The sequence below is a fragment of the Pseudoalteromonas sp. L23 genome, assembly GCF_021728455.1.
Lineage (GTDB): Bacteria > Pseudomonadota > Gammaproteobacteria > Enterobacterales > Alteromonadaceae > Pseudoalteromonas.
Map to the genome: position 1 here is coordinate 591,644 of NZ_JAKKCW010000002.1, position 18,442 is coordinate 610,085.

Below are 18,442 nucleotides of genomic sequence, written 5' to 3' on the forward strand. Positions count from 1 at the left end.
CTGACAGTAACTGACACACCGAGAGCGTATCTTAGCTGCAATTTTTAAAAGATGATGGAATTCCATGATGATCACCATTGATTCTTTGGTGTTATATGTAAGCGATATCAAGCTGAGCGAAGCGTTTTATAGACAGCTATTCCAATGTGAGGCAGCGCAGCTTTCTCCAACTTTTGTTTCTATGAAATGTGCACACAACGTCTCCATTGCACTTAAACAAAACACAGCCCTTACACCACCAAGTTGCATTACCGGGGGCGGTTCTGAAATCTCTATTATGCAACCAAGCCAAGAAGCGCTTTTGGCTTTATACGATACATGGAAATTACTAGATATTGAGTTTGCTCAGGTCCCGCAAGCCGAGGGATATGGCGCTAGTTTTGTCGTATTAGACCCTGATAGACATCGTATTCGCGTGTTTACTAGTGATAAGGTATAGCGCTATTTCTAGCTCTATACCTTTTTTCCATCGAATATGGAGTTCAAATTTATAGTTTGTAGTGAAGACTCAAACTAATATTTCTTGGCTCACCATATGCTAGCTGCGAGTAGAAGCCGATCTGACTGTAATATTCTTTATCAAAGGCATTATCAATATTTAGTTGTACTGATAGCGCCTCGTTGTGTTGGTATCTAGCCATTAAATTGATAAGTGAATAGGCTGGCTGTTCAACTCGTACATTGCCTAATGGTGATTTTATGTCAGTGTAGTTTTCACCCTCCCAAGAAATACCTGCACCCAATGTAAATTGGTTATATTCAAAGGTATTGAATAATCTAAATATTTTTCGAGGAAATCGCGTATTAACCGTATTTGATGTGCCACTACTATCCTCAGCGGTTGCTTCGAATGCAGTATAATTGGCATTAATCTTCCAGCCGTCCATGATCTGACCGACTACTTCGAGCTCGTAACCGTCGCTTTCAACACCATCTGCTTCCTTGTATGCAGCTAACTTATCAGGACGTGGAACAAAATCAGGGTCAACAACCGCTAAGTTTTCCTGCTGTGTTTGAAAGTAAGTTATATTGGTATGTAACGCATCATTGAAATAAGTGCTTTTCAAACCAATTTCATAATTGATCCCAGTGAGGGGGTCTAAGTAATTGTCATCAGCGTCAACCGCATTCTGCGGCTTAAAGATTTCCGTATAACTTGTATAAATCGTATGACTGTCATTTAAGCTATACAATAGCCCCGCATAGGGTATAAACACATCATCGTCGCCATAGTCTTGGTCTGTTCCATAGGATACACCCTGCCTATTCCAGCTCGCTAACCGTGCACCAACAATTGCCTTAAATTTATCGCTCAAATGTATTCGTGTCGCAGCAAAGTAACCTGTTTGCTCAGTAGTGTAATCCTGGCTGATGTATTTTTGACCCCAATCTGGCTGGTCAAATTCCCCGTTCCACTCAAAAAAGTTTGTGACTGGTTTGGCAGTTTTGCTCCCCCCACCTTCATAGCCGTAATACACAAAGTCCTGATCGCTCTTTGCAGCCCCAACTACAAATTCATGTTCGTGGTCAAATAAAGAGTACATGCCTTGTAATCTGACACCAAAGTCAATCTGCTCTCTTTCATTTTCTAGGCGCGATCCAGAAGCAGTCATCCCAGCCCCCGTCACAGGATGAGGAAGTCCGGATACCCAAAGTAAATACATGTCTGCAGTGCTGACATTTTTATTCGCATGGGCAACCAACTCCCATCCATTACTAAAGCTGTGATGTAGGTTTGCAAAAAATGTTTTGTGTGTACTGGCCCAACTACTCCATTTTGCGGCCACTGAAGCTGAACGATCAAAGTCTGTACGGCTGAGATCAGAGTTGAATATTGGCAGCCCGCCCCATTGAGAGCCTTTGGGTTCATTGTCTTGAATGCTATACCCTAATCGCAGTAAGGTTGCATTCGACAAATCTGCATCAACGGTGGCATAAAAAACCTGTTTACTCTTTTTTTCATAGTCGACAAAAGAGTCGCCTTCTTGCAGCACCATAACCGTTCGACCTCTAACAGATCCGCTTTCGTTTAGCCCGGTGCCCAGATCAACACTCGCATAATAATTGTTCCAGCGCCCTAAGCGCGCAATTACCTTGCCACTAAGTTCACTCGAATTTGCGTGTTTACGAACCAAGTTAATCGATGCCGACGGATCTCCTGCGCCGGTCAACAACCCAGTAGCCCCCCGCACGATTTCAATACGTTCATAGAGTGCGGTGTCGGTAAGCGACTCACCAGCACTCTGCGCGCCATTCCACTGTACTGGCACCCCATCAATTTGGTAGTTGTCAACATTGAAGCCTCGAGACGAAAACGCATTCCTTGAGCTATCGTAAGCTTTGGCCGAAATGCCAGACGCATTATTAATCACATCGGTTAGTGACGTTAACGCCTGATCTTCAATACTTTGCCGAGTAATAATATTCACGGTTTGCGGAGTTTCTTGCAATGTCAGACCCAAACCTGTTGCCGTGTCTATTGGCTCATTGACCACATAACTGCCCGTCACCGCAATACGTTCAATTTCATTATCACGCGCGAGAGCTGCGCCTACTTCATGGATTGAGAAACGATTTTCGTCAACTTTAGTTGCAACAAGCCCGCTTCCTTTCAAAAGAATTTCAAGTGCTTTTTCCGTCGTATAGTTTCCCTTCACTTGTATCGTTTTTTGCTCTGCTAACGCGACACCATATGCAGTAATGTGCTGCTGCGTTGCAGCTGACAGTTCGGTTATCGCTGTAGAAAGCGTTTGGGGTTCTATATTTAGTTGGTACGTAGTATCGCTAGCATAAACGTTCGCAGTTGCCAATATGAGTCCTGCGCTAGAAACAAATAAGCTCCGTCTACATATATTTATCGCATGCTGAAACTTATTTATTCTAAAAGTATCGCTTTTCATGGTCATCCTCTATTTTCATGTACCCATTTATATATTTCATCGTTAAGACGTCTACGAATTAGCAAACCCGTAAAAATCTTATAAAAATCCGCTTTAGCGTAACGGCGAGCATTAAGATAAGTAGTAACTGAAAGGTGTTCGTCATACTTTATGTGCGAGCAGCGAAAGTGCCACCTAAACTTAACGAGACAGTACCTCTTTACAAAAGTTTATTGCTACGGTGAGACGCTTTTCTACATTTGACAGGCTAATTGCTAACTGTGTGGCAATATCTCGTTGTTTAACACCCTTGATGGTGTACATAAAAAATATCTGCCGGGTTAACAATGGCAGCTCGTCCAGTGCCAAGTTTATGCAACGAAGCTCACACGAGCTGATATGGCACTTTGAAATATCGGCTATTTGACTATCAATACATGTCGTCATGTACGCTTTTTCATACTGGGCTCTGACCTGTTCAGTACGGAAGTAATTAATGACTTCATTGTGGGCGGAGCGATACAGATAGGCAGTTGGATTTTCCACATTTCGCTTTGTTTTCATCTTTAACAGCTTTTCAGCAATGATTTGTAGAATGTCTGACGCTGTATCTGAGCAACCAAGCTTGCTAGTCAGAAAACGTTTTAGTGCACATTCATTTGAGGAGAGTGACTGTAATATTTCTTGTGAATACATCATTTATAAGTCAACACGCAAGTCCTTGCAAAAATTGCGAATGATAATAATTACCATTTATGAAAATTGCAATACTTCTGAGATATAAAGCCTAAGTGGGTGAAGGTAATCCATCACCCTTTATTTAGAAATCCTTTGTCTCAGGCTCACACCAACTGATATTCATTACCAGAATGCGGATCTGAACTGCGGATAATTTATACTTGAGTGTTGAATAACAAGGGCAAGATCAAACTGCTTTTCGAGTTCAAGGAGAAACAGGCAGGGTGATAGTAAAACAGCTTCCAATCCCAACCTCACTTTCTACTACAAGCTCGCCACCATGCTCTTTAATAATGTCATAACTTATTGAAAGGCCTAAGCCTGTCCCGTTGCCAATGGGCTTAGTCGTAAAAAATGGGTCAAATATTTTATCTTTTATTTCTTCGGGGATCCCCACCCCGTCATCTTGAATTCGGATCAGTACACGCTGTTGTTCTAGACTTGTTGAGACGCGGATCTCTCCTTCGCTTTTCAATGCCTGAGCCGCATTGATCAGTAAATTCGTTAATACTTGAATTAGTTTACCTTGATTACCGAGCACTTGAGGGACTTCATTCAGTTGTGTGATCACATTAGCATGATATTTGAGCTTACTCTCCACCAGATTTAACGTTGTCTTAATACAGGCGTTAATATCACAAGGTTGCAATTGAATAGTATCTGCCCTTGAAAACTGTTTGAGGTCGTTCACAATTGCAGACACTCTTTGTAGCCCAGTCATCGACTCGTCAATAAGCTCAGTACAATCGCTATTAATAAAAGCAAAGTCTTTGTCTTGAATAAACTGATTAAACGCTACGAGTGTACTGGGTTCAAGTCCAAGCTGAATCGCACGCTTTGCAAGTTCGGCATAATCGCCATGATAGTGACGCATCACATCGAGATTACTCATGACAAAACCGAGCGGATTATTTATTTCATGGGCAACCCCGGCGGCTAATTGACCCACCGATGCCATTTTTTCTGAGTGAACAAGCTGTTGCTGTGCGGCTTCAAGCTCTCTATTGGTAGCCTCAAGCTGCTGATTTTTCTGATTCAGTTTTTCAGTTCTTTGCGCCACTAATTCTTCTAGATGTTTATTTAGCTCAATCAAGTCATGCTTATATCGCTCTCGACGCTCATGCTCTTCGGCTAAGGTTTGTGATAGCTCATCAAACGCCAAAGATAGCTCTTGTAACTCATCTTTACTCTGTATTGGTTTCCATTTGAAATCAAACACGCCGTTTTTGACATTCCGAGCGATAAATTTAGCTTGATTCTTCAGTATATACAGATTGGTTGTGAGATATATACCGAGAAAATAAGAGAAAATAGCAACTAACGCCATTTCAAACAGCGCGATGGAAACCGTCCAGCGTTTTACCTCTGACATAGCTCGATTTATGGTGCCAATATCTATGCCTATTTGAATGGCGCCAAACAGTGTCCCACCCTCAACAATATCAGCATGAATATCAAAAATACCGTCGGTAACTGTTTCAACTAACGTATCACCTTCAAATGTACGTTCTTTTAAGCGCTCGTTACCTGCAAAAGAAAGAGTTTGGTTTTCACCATCGATGACTTTAACGTAAAGGATATCTGGGTTACTTAATAACTCATTGGTAAAAGCATCCAGTGTGGCCAAATCGTATGACAGCACCGCATCTTTGGTCGCACTCGCAAACAGGCTTGCGGTCGTCGTTGCGCGTTTATTCATGGCGTCATTTGCAGACTCCATCATAAAATCAATCACTACAAATATGAGCGCACTCAACAACACCGCTTCAATAATAGCGGTGCCAATCATGGTTTTGAGTCTTAACGATAGCCTTTTCATTCAGTTGTGGGGCTTCTTAATAGTCCGCGTACTAATTGCCAACTAAGGTTTCTAATTCTAATGCTTTTACGTCTTGCCAGTCCTCGTTCGACGCCGCCATAATGCCTTTGAAATTCACCGCTTCGAGTAGCCTAATTCCCTCTTCACTCAGTTCAAGAGAGGTCAACGCCTCTACTAATCTTTGCCTTGCATCTTCTGGCATTGTTTTTTTTACGGCAAATGCATGTGGCGTATAACCTTTTGTCGTCCAGAGAATGTCGAGTTGTGATTTAATTTTGGGATCGGCGTTGTTGAAAGTACGCATAACACCACCGCCCGCTTTGACAAATCCTCTCGACACGTTGAGATAAACAGAATCATGGGAAGAGACATACCTTGGTGTAAATTCAATACCTTGTTTCACAAGTTCACCACGGGGCAAAATGCTTGCAGCGAATGCAGCAGGAGCCGGAAAAGCAAGCGTCTCTCCTCGCAACTGCGACAAGTCAGCGATACCAGCCCCCTTTTTAACCACTATGATCCCTTTGATCATTTTATCTCTTTGCTTGGCGATAGCTTGATAACCCGCCTGCTCATTAAATACAACAAAGTGATAGGGATTCATGTATGCTACATCATACTCTTGCTTCAACACCCGGGCTTCAAAGGTTGGTATATCTTTAGCGGTTTTAAACGTGTAGTTATCTCCGGTCTTATCACTGAGATAATCGAGAATAGGCTGCCAATTTTTGGCTAACTTATTTGCAGACTGCTGCGGCACAAAGGCGAAGGTATAATCACCACTCAAACATAAAGCGGGAAATAAAATGAGACTCATCAGCAGGATTTTTATCATCACATCACCACCTAGCAATAAACACTTTTCGAATAAGGACTTAAGTTCCACAAAAGTATAGATCAATATTAAAAAACGGCTTATCTGCTCATTGATAAAAGTGCCTGTCCTTTATCTTGTGTCCTTATCTTTGTTGGCCTTGATATTTTGTAACGCGCTTGCCAGCCAAATGGTAAACTGGTGAACAATCGCCGAACTCTTGCGATAAGTCGTTTGCCTGAGCCAATAGCCATAGCCTGAAAATTCCTCCATTGTTGGGCTTTTACTTAGCCACCCCTGTATTACTGCTGACTCTGCTAATACATCGCTCAATAGTGCCAGCCCTTGCCCGGCCACAGCCGCCTGCAAGACAAAGTGTTCTTGCTCAAAATAACGCAAGTCATAATGGCTTTCGTCAATGTGCGCTCGCCAAGGAATATTTTCAAGCCCCGTTTCGTCTTGCCAATGGGTGAGAAATAGTACAGGTTTACCTTGGTCTGGCACCCGATAATTTGGGCTAGCATAAAGCCCAATTTTCTCGGTAATAAGATGAGTTTCATTAGAATTCGGATCCGCTTTGCCATAACGCAGGGCGATATCAATATGCTTCTCTTTATTTAAATCAATGAGTTGATCGCTCGCGCATATTGTGACGGTTTGGTTTGGGAAAGCATGATTAATGGCAGCCATATTCGGAGCAAGCCAAAGTGCAGCAAATGAATTACAACATGAAATAAGCAAATCGTTCTTTTGCTCAGTAAACTCAATAAACGCATTATCGAGCATATTAAGTGAATCAATACACACCTTTGCCAGTGTCTGTCCTTGTAATGTTAATTGCACTGCTCGCGTTTTTCGCTCAAAAAGCTGAACCCTTAACTGTGATTCCAGTGATTTTATCTGATGTGACACTGCCGTAGGCGTAACATTAAGTACCCGCGCCGCATCTTTAAAGCTCAAGTAATGTGCAGCAACTGCAAAGGTTTTTATGTTATTCAAAGACGGTAAATGTGTGAACATAGCAAACCTATAAGTTAGTTTATCTCATCTATTTGTGAACTCTTCTCAGTTGTCACATTGCTCACGTAAGCACACAATAAAGCACAGAACACAACTGGAGAAAAGCCATGAAAAACATTCTATATATAAGTAGTAGCGTAAGAAAGTATAGTGAGACGAGTTCGCAACATCAGTCAATTAGCCGGATGTTAGGTGAGCAATTTTTGACAAAATTTAGCTGCTTCACACATGAAGTGGAAATCACCCATCGCGACCTCTCCGTGAAACAACCTGCATTCATCGATGAAGCATTTATAGCGGCTGCATTTGCAAAAGGCGTGTTGAGCGAAGAGCAACGCTTAGTACTCGCTGAGTCTGACGAAATTATCAAAGAAGTGACCAATGCCGATATTATCGTAATCGCAAGTCCTATGTATAACTACGGCATGCCTGCCGTGCTAAAGGCTTGGTTTGATCTGGCGATCCGAGTAAATAAAACCTTCAGCTTTGATTTAGCACGAGGTGATAAACCACTTGAGCCAATTTTATCGGGTAAAACTCTCGTATTACTGGCATCTTGGGGAGAATTTGCATTTAAAAAAGGTGAGTCACAATATCATTTGAATCATCTAAGTAGCCATATCGAGCAGTTGGCTCCATATTTAGGTGCTGAGGCGTTTTATGAAATCGCATCTGAGTATCAAGAGTTTGGAGATGACAGGCATAAGCACTCAAAACAACGTGCTATTGATGATGTACACAAACTAGCGCAAATACTTAGCGCTAAGTAAGAGCACAAGTGAGCGTATTACGCTCACGCAGCTTAGTGCTTATAGCAATAGGTAATCTTACTTTCTGAGTTTGGGCTTTCCTTTTAAACTGATTTGGATTATTACAGTAGTAACCACATTGATTAGCATGCATATACTTAATGAAATCATAGCGCGTTTTCTACCCACTTGCTGACGCCAATGGCTTCCATAATGAACTCTACTGATAATGCTGCGAGTATCATGCCCATAAGTCGAGTAAGTAGTGACGCTCCTGCAACTCCGATAAATTGAAGTATTCGCGTGGAATAAAGTAACATTAAAAGTGTGATAAATAATACAACCAACATAGTAGTAGCTGTAACTAGCTGTTCTTGAATGGTATAAACGTGATTATCAGTAATTAAAATTACTGCCAAAATTGCACCAGGAGATGCAGTAGAAGGTATTGCTAAAGGAAAAACGGAAATATCATGCATCGGCTCTTTCGTATTCTCGCTGGATTCTTTAGAAAAAACCATTTGTAATCCAAATAAGAACAATATAACTCCACCAGCAACCTGAAAAGAAAGTAGGCTAACACCCAAAGCTCCTAATAGAATTTGTCCAATAATTATGGACCCTATCAAAATGATGGAAGCATAGGCTATAGTTTTGATCGCCGTCTTCTTACGTTCTTCAGTAGAGAGATTAGCTGTAAGCGCAACGAATATCGCCATAGTGCCAATAGGGTCGATGGTGACCCATATGGTTAGAAAGTCGTGCAAAATTTTTTCAGTCATAAACCGCTTCCAATTTAAATTATCTAGGGGTGTAGAAGCTTGCCTTTCACTTATTATCAATATCTTACTAAAATTAACAGTATCACAAGTTGTTATAGATAGATCTATAAAATAGCTTTTCTTAACTAACCTGAGCTTCGGATAATTAATGCCTTTCTAGCAGCCAGTTTTAGCGCTACCTGCGTTGAATTCACTTCCAATAGCCAGCTATTGGTGCGTAAATTCGCCTTGCCTACAGGATGAAGGCACCAGGGCGGTAGCAGGACGCGAGAGCGGAGCTATCCCCAAAACTCTCTGGCTAGATAAGGAAATAATTTAATATGATTTTAAAAATAATGAGTTAGCTTATTTCTTATCCAAGCCTCAGGTTAACTAAATTTTTCGTGCTCATTACTAAAGCTGATATCAAGCAAGTTAATCATGTCTGATGAACTTAAGATTTAGGTGGGTTTGAAAGTGATTGAGCTTGTATCAGGCCGAAATCAACGCAATCCAAATATATAATCAACAAATTAGAGATAACATGAAGAAAAAATAATGGCAAGTCATGATTCGGGAAGAGGCCAACTCAAACCGCACGGTTTGAGTTGGCTGTGTAGGAAGTTAAGCGTTTAAGACCGCCAATAATCTCCCCTTTGAAGTCACTATATCGGCTTTTTCAGCCTCAGCTAGATAACTGATAAGGTAAGTCTCAAGGCTGCTTTCTTCACCTTGCAGTTTTGCATCCAGCATCGCGACTTGCTCAGACATTCTCTCGCTTTGCAACGCTTCTGGTGATGACTGATTCGTTAAAATTTCAAGCCTTAGCAGCAATTGGGCAGCGTTTAGCGAGGTTTTATTGCTACCTTGCCACGAACTTGGAATATCACCGTCAGTGTCTACCGCTTCCACCAATTCATTGAACTTTTCGCGACGCTGAGATGAAAACAGATCATCTAATTTCGACTTCACTTGTGACAATAAACGATTCTTTTCTTGCTTTAGTCCTGACACTACAATAAACATATTGAGTTCGTTACGAATAGCAACCAGTTCATTTTGAGTTACCGCTTCTATGACCTTGTTGTCGAACTCTGCTAACAACTGACGCTGCTCGGCTTCCTGCGACTTCTCCTGTGCTTTTTGCTCTGCATATTGTGCGCTGCGCTTCTCAAACACGGCATCATTATGGGCACGAAATGCTTTCCACAGAGTATGCTCTTGTTTGGCACCAGCAAAACCAATTTGCTGCCACTGTTTTTGCAATGATTTCAGTAAGTCACAAGCTGCTGCCAAATCTTCAGCCTCTAGCTGCTGCTGTGCAGTTTCAACTAGCTTTGTCTTTTCAACGGCATTGGCTTGATGGAAGGCTTTAAGTTTCTCGTAAACCGCTTGATGGTGCTCACGGTAAATCGAATTCAGCTTTTGATAGACTTTGGCATCCACATTGCCAGCATTTTTCCATGCTTTGGCTAGGCGATTAAATTGTGCTTCAACTTCTCGCCAATCAATACCTTCGTTATCCAAAGTACCAAGCAGCGCTTTCACTTCTTCAATCACCGCTTCACGCGCTATTTTTGCCTGCTCACGCTGTACTTCTTGCTCCGCAAAGTAAGTGCGACACGGTACAAACAATAATTCAATTTTTTCATCAAATTGAGCGGCTTGTGCCTTTTCCTGTTCCGTTTCAACATGACCAAGCTCGTTCCAACGTACTCTAAGTAATTTTACTTCCTCAGCACGCTTAACTGGGTCAACCGCCTCCTCAGCGAGTTTGTTATCAAGCTCCGCAAGCAATTCTTCACGTTTAGGTGTAGCAGCATACTTTTGCCAATCTTTAAGGTCTTTTAGTGCTTGAGACAAGCTTTCATGCTGGTTTTCGAGCTGCTTTTTGTAGCTTGGTGTTAGCAACTCAAACTGCTCGATAAAGCCATTAAAAACGCCAAATGCCACGTTAAATCGGCCCTGATCAATTAATCGTTGAACATCGCGTGCTTTCTTCTTCGCGATTTTGAGTGCTTTTTCTTGCTCATTTTTCAGCGGCTCGATAGCTGTCATAAACACTTGGCTTACATCTGATAGCTCAGCTTTTGCTGATTTATGCAATACCTTAGGCAGTGAATCTAGTGCTTTACGCGCTGCAACATAGCGGTCTTTTTGTGCTTGCACTTGGGTATCAAGCGATTCTAATGAAGTTGGTACTTCAACTGCTTTCAACTCTGCTAAGGCATTATTAAAGGTTTCACTTGCAGCAATAAGTGCGGGCAAATCGGCAAGATCACGCTCAATATTTTGCAGTTTTCGGGTAAACTCGCCAAGCGCTTCAACAGTGACATATTGAGGTGCAGACACTTTGCCTTTTAATACTTCACTACGCTTAACCAGTGCATCGTGCGAGGCTAAGTCAAGTGTTTTACATGCAATTTCGACCGATTTTTCAATGGCTTCAAGTTCAGCAGTTAATTCAGCAACCTCTAGGGCTTCATTTTGCTTTTGCATTAACTCAGCTTGCTGCGCTTGATGTTTAACTTGTAACTCATTGAGATGACGGTTTAATTTATCTGCTACTTGCTGATACTTTGCATCTAGTGCAGTTACCGTTTCAGCATCTAACCACTTAAGCTCAATGCTTTGCCACTGTGCAAATAACTGTTGTGCTTGCCCGTTCACAATTTCATAGTTTTGCTTATCTCTTAGCGCGTTTAACTTGGCAAGTACAACCCGCGTTTGCTCAGCAACTTGAGTAGGCATTTCTTTTGCTAATCGCTGCTGCTCCAGTGATCCAGTAAGAGAAGTCAGCGCTTCACCTTTGGCTGCTTTTAGGACACTCTTTTCAAGTGAATGCTGTGCAATCAGTTCCAACATAGCGATCTGAAGTGCTTCATCACCTTCTTTGAAGGATTTTTCGATTAACGTGGCATTCGCAAGGCGCTTGAGCAGTTTAACTTTGCTTGTTAAATCGGTTTCAATTAACGCAACTTTCTCAAGTGTTTTAGCTGGCGCGTAGCGTTCAATGTATTCTTCACGAATGTTGCTCTGCAGTGCGGTGTCTTGATTAATAACCGCACTCGAAATTTTCTGCTCAGCAAGCTCTTTTAGCTCGCTATCTTGCTTATAAACTTTCCACCAAAGACCAAGGTCATTTACCTTAGTAAGTACCTTTTTTCTGATCTGTGCAGACTCGTCCTCAAGTGCTAGCGTATGTAGTAAAGTTGCGTCTTTGCTTAAGTCTAACTTGTCCACTGCTTGTGAGCGAACGTCAACCTTAGGGTGTTTCCATTTCGGTGTAAAAAGGTGTTTAAAGATCATTTTCACTGAACCTAGCTATTTCGTTGTCGGCTTTGAATTCTTGTTGTAATTCGCGTTTGGATTTTTGCACCATTTCACCTTTTTCGTTGATGGTGAACTGCTCATTGGACTTGGCTACTTTTGCTTGATATAGCATGACCAACTGCACGGTTTGCTCTTTTTGCGCATCACTTAGCGACGTACCATCAGGCCACTTTCCAGTTGACGCGCCGTATTGCAAACGCTCGAATACTTCAGGGGTAATATTTTGAACTAAGCTATCTACATTCATTACTACTTTTTCTTTTTCAAAATAACGAGGATGACTCGATTAATTAAGTACCAAACCGCACCTATGCCTATAGCGCTTTTGCTTGCGATCATTTCAAACGAGTTAGGTTCAGGCTGCTGCCAATAGATATATAAGAATCCGCCTAGCACTAAGATCAGTGCAATAAACGAGTAATTCATTACTGATTGCTGACGTTTTACACGGTTTCTAGAGGCCGCTCTCTCTCTGTCTTCTTGAGAAAAGTCTGCTAAATTGGTTTCACAATGCGGGCAGGACTTATGTTTGGAGGAAATAGATTTACCGCAGCTTGGGCACTGTGCTATTGCCATCGTGTTACTTCTCCATAATACAAAAAAGGGCACCTGTGAGGCGCCCTATTCTACTACCTTTGCGAACTCTTGTCCTTAAATGACAAGATAATTTTAATTAAAATTCGCTCACTGTTTGTGTTCTTTGTTGAAATCTTCCCAGTATTCTTTAACTGAAGATTTCATTTCTTTTCTGAGTAGTAAAATACCAAATAAGTTAGGTAAGGTCATCACTACAATGGCCACTGCAGCCAACTTCCACACTAGTGTCGTATCAGCAAACGACGCCCAGAAGAAACCTGCAACATAGAATACGCGATATGGCATGACCGAGCGGCTACCCAGAAGATAAATCATCGCGCGGTCGCCATAGTATGACCATGCAATTGCCGTAGAAAACGCGAATAACAACAAGCCAATCGAAACGATGTATTTACCATTTTCGCCCAAATAACCTCGGGTAAATGCTTTGGTTGTCAGCTCTGCCGAATGCACTAAAGAGTAACCAATCACGCTGATGCTATTGTCTGTTGGCAAGCCGTCTTTCACTTCGACGGTACCTGTGTACTTGTGACGCTCTGTAATACCAAAACGTACTTGCTCACCAATAGAACGCGAGTGGATCACGGTAAAGTTTTCTGTTACCGCCTTACCCTGTACGACTTCAATCTCACCATTGAAAGGTTTGACAGTATGCTCTTTTTTACCATTCAAGTAGGCGTACAATGCATCTCGGTCTTGTTGATTCGATTCGTCATATTTACCGTCTAAGATAACCATAGACGAGCGCTCAAAATGAGTTTCGAACTTTTCAGTCCACACCCCCGATGACAAAATAACCAATCCCGTCAAGGTACAGATAATGATTGTGTCAATAAACGGTTCCAGAATGGAAACCATACCTTCAGATACTGGCTCATCGGCTTTTGCCGAAGCGTGCGCGATTGGTGCTGAACCTTGACCCGCTTCATTAGAAAATAGACCTCGGTTAACCCCACGGTTAAATGCATACGCAAAAGAAGCCCCTAAGAAACCACCCGCTGCCGCAGATCCCGTGAAAGCATCTGTAAATACAGAAAGGAAAGAAGGAACGATATTCTCAATGTTGTAGAAAATAACGGCAAAAGAGCCAAGAATATAAATCGCAGCCATTAATGGCACAACGCGAGAAGTGATAGCAGCAATGCGCTTGATACCACCAAGTATAACAAGCGCAAGTAAAACTGAAAGCACAGCGCCTGTTGCCATCGGTGCAAAACCAAAGGTCGCTTCCATGCCTTGAGCAATGTTGTTGATCTGCGGCAAGCTACCTGTACCAAATGAGCTAATCACAGTCGCAATTGCAAATAATACCGCTAACCATTTCATGTTTAGGCGGCGATCCATATAGTACATTGGACCACCGGCCATGGTGCCATCATCTGTTTGTACACGGTATTTATGCGATAGCGTGACTTCCACAAATTTGGTTGTCATACCGAAAAAGGCCGTCATCCACATCCAAAATAATGCTGCAGGCCCGCCGATTGAAATTGCCAGTGCCACCCCACCAATATTCCCAGTACCAACTGTGCCAGAAAGTGCCGTTGCGAGTGCTTGGAAGTGTGTGGTATCCCCTTCTAGGCCCTTTTTATCGTATTTTCCGGTAACGACTTTACAAGCATGTTTGAAATATCGGATCTGTGGAAATTTCAAGTAGATTGTAAAAAACAAACCTACCCCTAACAGTACATACGGGAACCAAGGTGAACCACCTAACATTCCATCCAAGCTATCTAATAAGCTGCCTAACGCATCCACGAATATTCCCCTTTATTGTTGTTATTACACCCTGTTGAGGTGTTCTACTTTATTATTTTTAAATATTATTTTGTTGTTCTTTTAAACGCACAAAAATAAACGGGTAATCAATATGGTGATTACCCGTCTTTAAGCTTATCTTAAGTCGTCAACCACATTTAAGATTGCAGCTAAGGTGTCTTGACCAAACTGATATGAGCGTCGGTCTGACCAACCGAAGTATGGATCCGGCAGATTTGCATTATCCTTAAACGGCATTTCAACGGTATAAGCCAACGCTTTGAACGCTTCACCAACAGCACACGAAGCAACGGTAAGGTTTGCTTCACCCGGTGCATCTTTATCGTAACCAAATTCATCTTGGAACTCAGGTGTAATAGTCAACAGTGCCGCCTTGAAAGATTCTTCCAAACGTTGTAGACGCTCATCATAGCTCGGAATACCTTCACTGCCCGCAACGAAGTTATACGGTAGTGCTTCGTCACCATGAATATCGAGGTACATATCCAGCCCAGTTTCATGCATTTTATTTAATACATAATAAACTTCAGGTGAGTTCTCAAGTGTTGGCGTTTGCCATTCACGGTTAAGGTTAACGCCTTTTGCATTTGTACGCAGATGACCACGAACGCTGCCGTCCGGATTCATATTTGGCACGACATAAAATACCGCTTTCGATAACAGTGCAGCGGAATGTGGATCTTCGTCATCCAATAATTTGTGAAGTAGACCTTCAACAAACCATTCTGCCATCGTTTCACCTGGGTGCTGGCGCGCCGTGATCCAAATCTTTTTCTTCTCATCTGACGGCTCACCAATAGTGAGTAAGCTCATATCACGGCCATCAAGCGTTTGACCTAGCGTCTCTACAACGCACGCATCATGGGCTTGAGCCCAGTAGACTAGGTCTAAATGGCGCTCATAACTATAAGGAGCAAAATAAGCAAAGTAGGTATGAGCACATTCAGGCTCAAAATCGATAGTTAATGTGCCATTCTCATAACGGGTTGGCACACGGAACCAAGTTTGACGATCGTAAGATGCAACCGCATGATAGTCATCCCAACCTTCAGGGTACGCTGAGTTTAGTAGTTGGTTGATATGAATTTTGTGCTCTAAAAAAGGCGTAGACTCAAGTCTAAAGTGAAACCATTGAAAAAAGTCAGACTCATTGTCTTTATTGATTTCTAGTTGAATATCCGCAGGTGATTCTGCTTTTACCACCTTGATATTACCACTATCGAAATTACTCGTAATGCGCATAGGTTTCCCTAAATAAGTTAAAAACTGTTGTGTAAATACACTGTTACCATACTCAACTTTGCTTCAGTCTAGAACAATATTAAGCCTCAAAAAGAGGTAATACTGTGCCCGCCTTTGCACAAAGTTAAGGTGTAACTTTTTGTTAGCTAATTGTAGCTGACCTATCTTTGCAAGCCTACCACAACCAATTTGTTTCAAAAACTAAAAAAGCCAGCTGGTGCTGGCTTTTTATCGTAAATTTCGTGTTAGCGAGGTAGGCTCGGGAATTTTACTTCCGCCATGTCTTGCATTACACGTACAACCTGACAGCTGTAACCAAACTCGTTATCGTACCATACGTAAAGTACTACGCGGTCGCCATCAACGATGGTTGCTTTTGAGTCAACCACACCTGCATAACGGCTACCCACAAGGTCAGTAGACACGATTTCTGTTGATGCAGTGTAGTCAATCTGGTCACGTAGTTCAGAGTAAAGTGAGGACTCACGAAGGAATTCATTTAGCTCTTCAGCAGTTGTTTCTTTACCTAGGTTTAGGTTAAGAATTGCCATTGATACGTTTGGTGTTGGTACACGAATTGCGTTACCAGTTAGTTTACCAGCAAGCTCTGGAAGTGCTTTAGCAACCGCTTTCGCAGCACCAGTTGAAGTAATAACCATGTTCAATGCTGCACTACGACCACGACGCTCAGCTTTGTGGTAGTTGTCGATCAAGTTTTGGTCATTGGTGTAAGAGTGAACCGTTTCAACGTGACCATTCTTAATACCAAACTTGTCGTTAAGTGCTTTTAATACCGGTGTGATTGCGTTAGTTGTACAGCTTGCTGCAGACACAATCTTGTCTTCAGACTGAATGTCTGAGTTGTTAACACCATAAACGATGTTTTTGATGTCACCTTTAGCTGGCGCTGTAAGTAACACTTTAGACGCACCGATTGACTTAAGGTGCTTACCTAAGCCATCTTCGTCTTTCCACACACCTGTGTTATCTACGATAAGCGCGTTTTCAATACCGTATTTTGTGTAATCCACTTCTTCAGGTGAGTTTGCGTAGATAATCTGAATGTAGTTACCATTTGCTTTAATCGCACCTTTTTCATGGTCTACTGTGATTGAACCATTGAAAGGACCATGAATTGAGTCACGGCGCAATAAGCTTGCACGTTTCTCGAGATCACCATCGCGGCCACCGCGAACAACAATTGCACGAAGACGTAAATCAGCGTGAGAGCCGCCACGTTCGATAAGTAGGCGTGCTAATAAACGGCCAATGCGACCAAAACCATAAAGAACGACGTCACGAGGTTCTGGACGTGCACCTTGGTTTAGTAATTCTGCAAGTTCTGCATTTAAAAACTCTTCGATTGAGCGGCCTTCACCTGCATTTTTATAAATGTAGGCATAAGCTAGCTTACCAAGGTCAACACGACCTGGTGCTAATTCCATTTTGCTGATCACTTCTAAGAATGGAAAGCTTTCACGAAGACGTAGTTTACGCTCTTCAAAGCGTGCTACTGTTTTGTGTGCTTTGATAACATCAATGGTGCTTGCGCTCACAAGAGGACGACCGTATACAGAGATTTCAACGCCTTTGTTACGGTATAGACGACCGATTAGGGGTTGCATGCTTTCTGCATAATCTTGACGCTCTTGCCAGCTGTTTTGATATTCTTGCTCGTGAGATAAGGTCATTTTTTCTGCCTAATAAACAATTTTCTTTGAACGGATAGCCCGAATGGGCACGGCTATTCTAATTTAAACTGCCGTGATTCTCCACTGTTACCGAACAATTCATTGCGTTAAACTAGTAAACTATTAGCTCTACCCTGTTTATTCGGGCGTAACCCCCTATAATTATAAAAAATCATTGAGGTCAAACTATGGCGTTTAAAAAGTCGCTAGTCTTTGCAGCGTTACTACTTGCTGGTTGCGACGACACCCTAACCTTGAACCAAGTGTGTAGCGAAACGCCTGGTTTTTGTGAAGACTTAAATAAAGACAGTCACTGTAAAGACGAACGTGCGTCGCTAATTTACGCGCGCTACCACGAATACAAGTCTCCAACGGACGAAAACAAATATGACTTGTTGCAAAATTTAGAAAGCTACAACCAATGTGTTTCTCGCGCCGCCAAAATTGAGCACATCAAGTTAAAAGAAAAAACCACTTCACGAGTGGAAGGTCATCTCACCGCACTAAAAGAAATGACGCGTATTTACAATGAAACAAAAGGCAGTAACCACCCAGGCCTGCTCTATTATCATTGGTCTCGTAACAGTGATCGCACAGCAATGAACAAGCTACTGAATATGCAAGACGACCCTAGGGTCCAAAACGATCCCGAAATTCAGCTTTTCCTCGCAGAGTTTTATGCCAAAGTAGATGACGATAAAACCGTTGATATTCTCTACCGCGTATTAGAGCTGAATAAAAGAGGTCATACCCCTAACCCAGAAGTCTATTCATCTTTAGTCAGTATTTTCTACAAACACGAAAAGTATAAGCACGCATATACTTTTGCCCGAGTGGCCCAGCTTTCTGGGGTTGAAGATATCGATATTATTCCAGTGACAAACCAACTGGCTTCAATGGGAAAAGATTTAGCCAACTTAGATTCATTGGCGCAAAGAACTTACGAAAGCATTCAAGCTGGGGAGTTTGTTTCCCCACGAGATTTTTGAGCTTAGTTATAAAAATCAAAACGGGAAGCCA

At 42.1% G+C, this 18,442-nt stretch carries 15 protein-coding genes; 3 read left to right on the top strand and 12 right to left on the bottom strand.

Annotated elements, in window-relative coordinates; translation table 11 throughout:
- Window positions 1-64 precede the first annotated feature (64 nt).
- On the top strand, window positions 65-439 hold the full coding sequence (locus tag L3V43_RS06490; protein WP_227387189.1) for a VOC family protein: 375 nt from the start codon (window positions 65-67) through the stop codon (window positions 437-439).
- 49 nt (window positions 440-488) lie between these two features.
- On the opposite strand, the gene L3V43_RS06495 is transcribed toward L3V43_RS06490, so the two are convergent.
- The 5 genes from L3V43_RS06495 to L3V43_RS06515 all read right to left on the bottom strand — a co-directional run bounded on the left by L3V43_RS06495 (window position 489) and on the right by L3V43_RS06515 (window position 7,270).
- The gene (locus tag L3V43_RS06495) at window positions 489-2,900 is read right to left on the bottom strand and encodes a TonB-dependent siderophore receptor (RefSeq protein ID WP_237116186.1); all 2,412 of its coding nucleotides are present in this window, start codon (window positions 2,898-2,900) and stop codon (window positions 489-491) included.
- 180 nt (window positions 2,901-3,080) lie between these two features.
- The gene (locus L3V43_RS06500) at window positions 3,081-3,578 is read right to left on the bottom strand and encodes an RNA polymerase sigma factor (RefSeq protein ID WP_237116187.1); all 498 of its coding nucleotides are present in this window, start codon (window positions 3,576-3,578) and stop codon (window positions 3,081-3,083) included.
- 244 nt (window positions 3,579-3,822) lie between these two features.
- Entirely contained in the window at window positions 3,823-5,436 is a 1,614-nt protein-coding gene (locus L3V43_RS06505; RefSeq protein WP_233525226.1) for an ATP-binding protein, read from the bottom strand.
- A 31-nt stretch (window positions 5,437-5,467) separates the two neighbouring features.
- On the bottom strand, window positions 5,468-6,271 hold the full coding sequence (locus L3V43_RS06510; RefSeq protein WP_102056633.1) for a phosphate/phosphite/phosphonate ABC transporter substrate-binding protein: 804 nt from the start codon (window positions 6,269-6,271) through the stop codon (window positions 5,468-5,470).
- 111 nt (window positions 6,272-6,382) lie between these two features.
- Window positions 6,383-7,270 carry a LysR family transcriptional regulator gene (locus L3V43_RS06515; protein WP_102056632.1) on the bottom strand — a complete coding sequence of 296 codons (888 nt, stop codon included), beginning with the start codon at window positions 7,268-7,270 and terminating at the stop codon, window positions 6,383-6,385.
- A 107-nt stretch (window positions 7,271-7,377) separates the two neighbouring features.
- On the opposite strand from L3V43_RS06515, the gene L3V43_RS06520 reads away from it, so the two are divergent.
- A complete protein-coding gene (locus L3V43_RS06520; RefSeq protein ID WP_102056631.1) occupies window positions 7,378-8,040 on the top strand; it encodes an NAD(P)H-dependent oxidoreductase in 663 nt (220 codons plus the stop codon).
- A 146-nt stretch (window positions 8,041-8,186) separates the two neighbouring features.
- Here L3V43_RS06520 and L3V43_RS06525 read toward each other — a convergent pair whose 3' ends face one another.
- From L3V43_RS06525 to L3V43_RS06555, 7 genes are all read right to left on the bottom strand, one after another.
- Window positions 8,187-8,801, bottom strand: coding sequence for a MarC family protein (locus tag L3V43_RS06525; protein WP_237116188.1), 615 nt, complete (start codon window positions 8,799-8,801; stop codon window positions 8,187-8,189).
- A gap of 603 nt (window positions 8,802-9,404) precedes the next feature.
- Window positions 9,405-12,089, bottom strand: a complete 2,685-nt coding sequence (locus tag L3V43_RS06530; protein ID WP_237116189.1) for a DUF349 domain-containing protein — start codon at window positions 12,087-12,089, stop codon at window positions 9,405-9,407.
- Window positions 12,079-12,360: a DUF1315 family protein gene (locus tag L3V43_RS06535; protein ID WP_010604521.1), complete on the bottom strand. Its 282-nt coding sequence runs from the start codon at window positions 12,358-12,360 to the stop codon at window positions 12,079-12,081. Before L3V43_RS06535 ends, L3V43_RS06530 begins: the two co-directional genes overlap by 11 nt.
- A 2-nt stretch (window positions 12,361-12,362) precedes the next feature.
- On the bottom strand, window positions 12,363-12,689 hold the full coding sequence (locus L3V43_RS06540) for a hypothetical protein (protein ID WP_010604520.1): 327 nt from the start codon (window positions 12,687-12,689) through the stop codon (window positions 12,363-12,365).
- 108 nt (window positions 12,690-12,797) lie between these two features.
- A complete protein-coding gene (locus tag L3V43_RS06545) occupies window positions 12,798-14,468 on the bottom strand; it encodes an AGCS family amino acid carrier protein (RefSeq protein WP_102056628.1) in 1,671 nt (556 codons plus the stop codon).
- 135 nt (window positions 14,469-14,603) lie between these two features.
- On the bottom strand, window positions 14,604-15,731 hold the full coding sequence (locus tag L3V43_RS06550) for a M14-type cytosolic carboxypeptidase (protein ID WP_010604518.1): 1,128 nt from the start codon (window positions 15,729-15,731) through the stop codon (window positions 14,604-14,606).
- 245 nt (window positions 15,732-15,976) lie between these two features.
- A complete protein-coding gene (locus tag L3V43_RS06555) occupies window positions 15,977-17,422 on the bottom strand; it encodes a glyceraldehyde-3-phosphate dehydrogenase (RefSeq protein ID WP_010604517.1) in 1,446 nt (481 codons plus the stop codon).
- Window positions 17,423-17,610: 188 nt separating this feature from the next.
- Here L3V43_RS06555 and L3V43_RS06560 point away from each other — a divergent pair, with 188 nt between their 5' ends.
- Window positions 17,611-18,411, top strand: a complete 801-nt coding sequence (locus tag L3V43_RS06560; RefSeq protein WP_095727874.1) for a DUF2989 domain-containing protein — start codon at window positions 17,611-17,613, stop codon at window positions 18,409-18,411.
- Window positions 18,412-18,442 lie beyond the last annotated feature (31 nt).

Bases quoted from the DNA above. Each gene is read 5' to 3' on its own strand.
- L3V43_RS06520 (WP_102056631.1), top strand. From the start codon at position 7,378: ATGAAAAACATTCTATATATAAGTAGTAGCGTAAGAAAGTATAGTGAG.
- L3V43_RS06535 (WP_010604521.1), bottom strand. From the start codon at position 12,360: ATGAATGTAGATAGCTTAGTTCAAAATATTACCCCTGAAGTATTCGAG.
- L3V43_RS06550 (WP_010604518.1), bottom strand. From the start codon at position 15,731: ATGCGCATTACGAGTAATTTCGATAGTGGTAATATCAAGGTGGTAAAA.
- L3V43_RS06525 (WP_237116188.1), bottom strand. From the start codon at position 8,801: ATGACTGAAAAAATTTTGCACGACTTTCTAACCATATGGGTCACCATC.
- L3V43_RS06495 (WP_237116186.1), bottom strand. From the start codon at position 2,900: ATGAAAAGCGATACTTTTAGAATAAATAAGTTTCAGCATGCGATAAAT.
- L3V43_RS06540 (WP_010604520.1), bottom strand. From the start codon at position 12,689: ATGGCAATAGCACAGTGCCCAAGCTGCGGTAAATCTATTTCCTCCAAA.
- L3V43_RS06490 (WP_227387189.1), top strand. From the start codon at position 65: ATGATGATCACCATTGATTCTTTGGTGTTATATGTAAGCGATATCAAG.
- L3V43_RS06555 (WP_010604517.1), bottom strand. From the start codon at position 17,422: ATGACCTTATCTCACGAGCAAGAATATCAAAACAGCTGGCAAGAGCGT.
- L3V43_RS06515 (WP_102056632.1), bottom strand. From the start codon at position 7,270: ATGTTCACACATTTACCGTCTTTGAATAACATAAAAACCTTTGCAGTT.
- L3V43_RS06510 (WP_102056633.1), bottom strand. From the start codon at position 6,271: ATGATAAAAATCCTGCTGATGAGTCTCATTTTATTTCCCGCTTTATGT.
- L3V43_RS06500 (WP_237116187.1), bottom strand. From the start codon at position 3,578: ATGATGTATTCACAAGAAATATTACAGTCACTCTCCTCAAATGAATGT.
- L3V43_RS06530 (WP_237116189.1), bottom strand. From the start codon at position 12,089: ATGATCTTTAAACACCTTTTTACACCGAAATGGAAACACCCTAAGGTT.
- L3V43_RS06560 (WP_095727874.1), top strand. From the start codon at position 17,611: ATGGCGTTTAAAAAGTCGCTAGTCTTTGCAGCGTTACTACTTGCTGGT.
- L3V43_RS06505 (WP_233525226.1), bottom strand. From the start codon at position 5,436: ATGAAAAGGCTATCGTTAAGACTCAAAACCATGATTGGCACCGCTATT.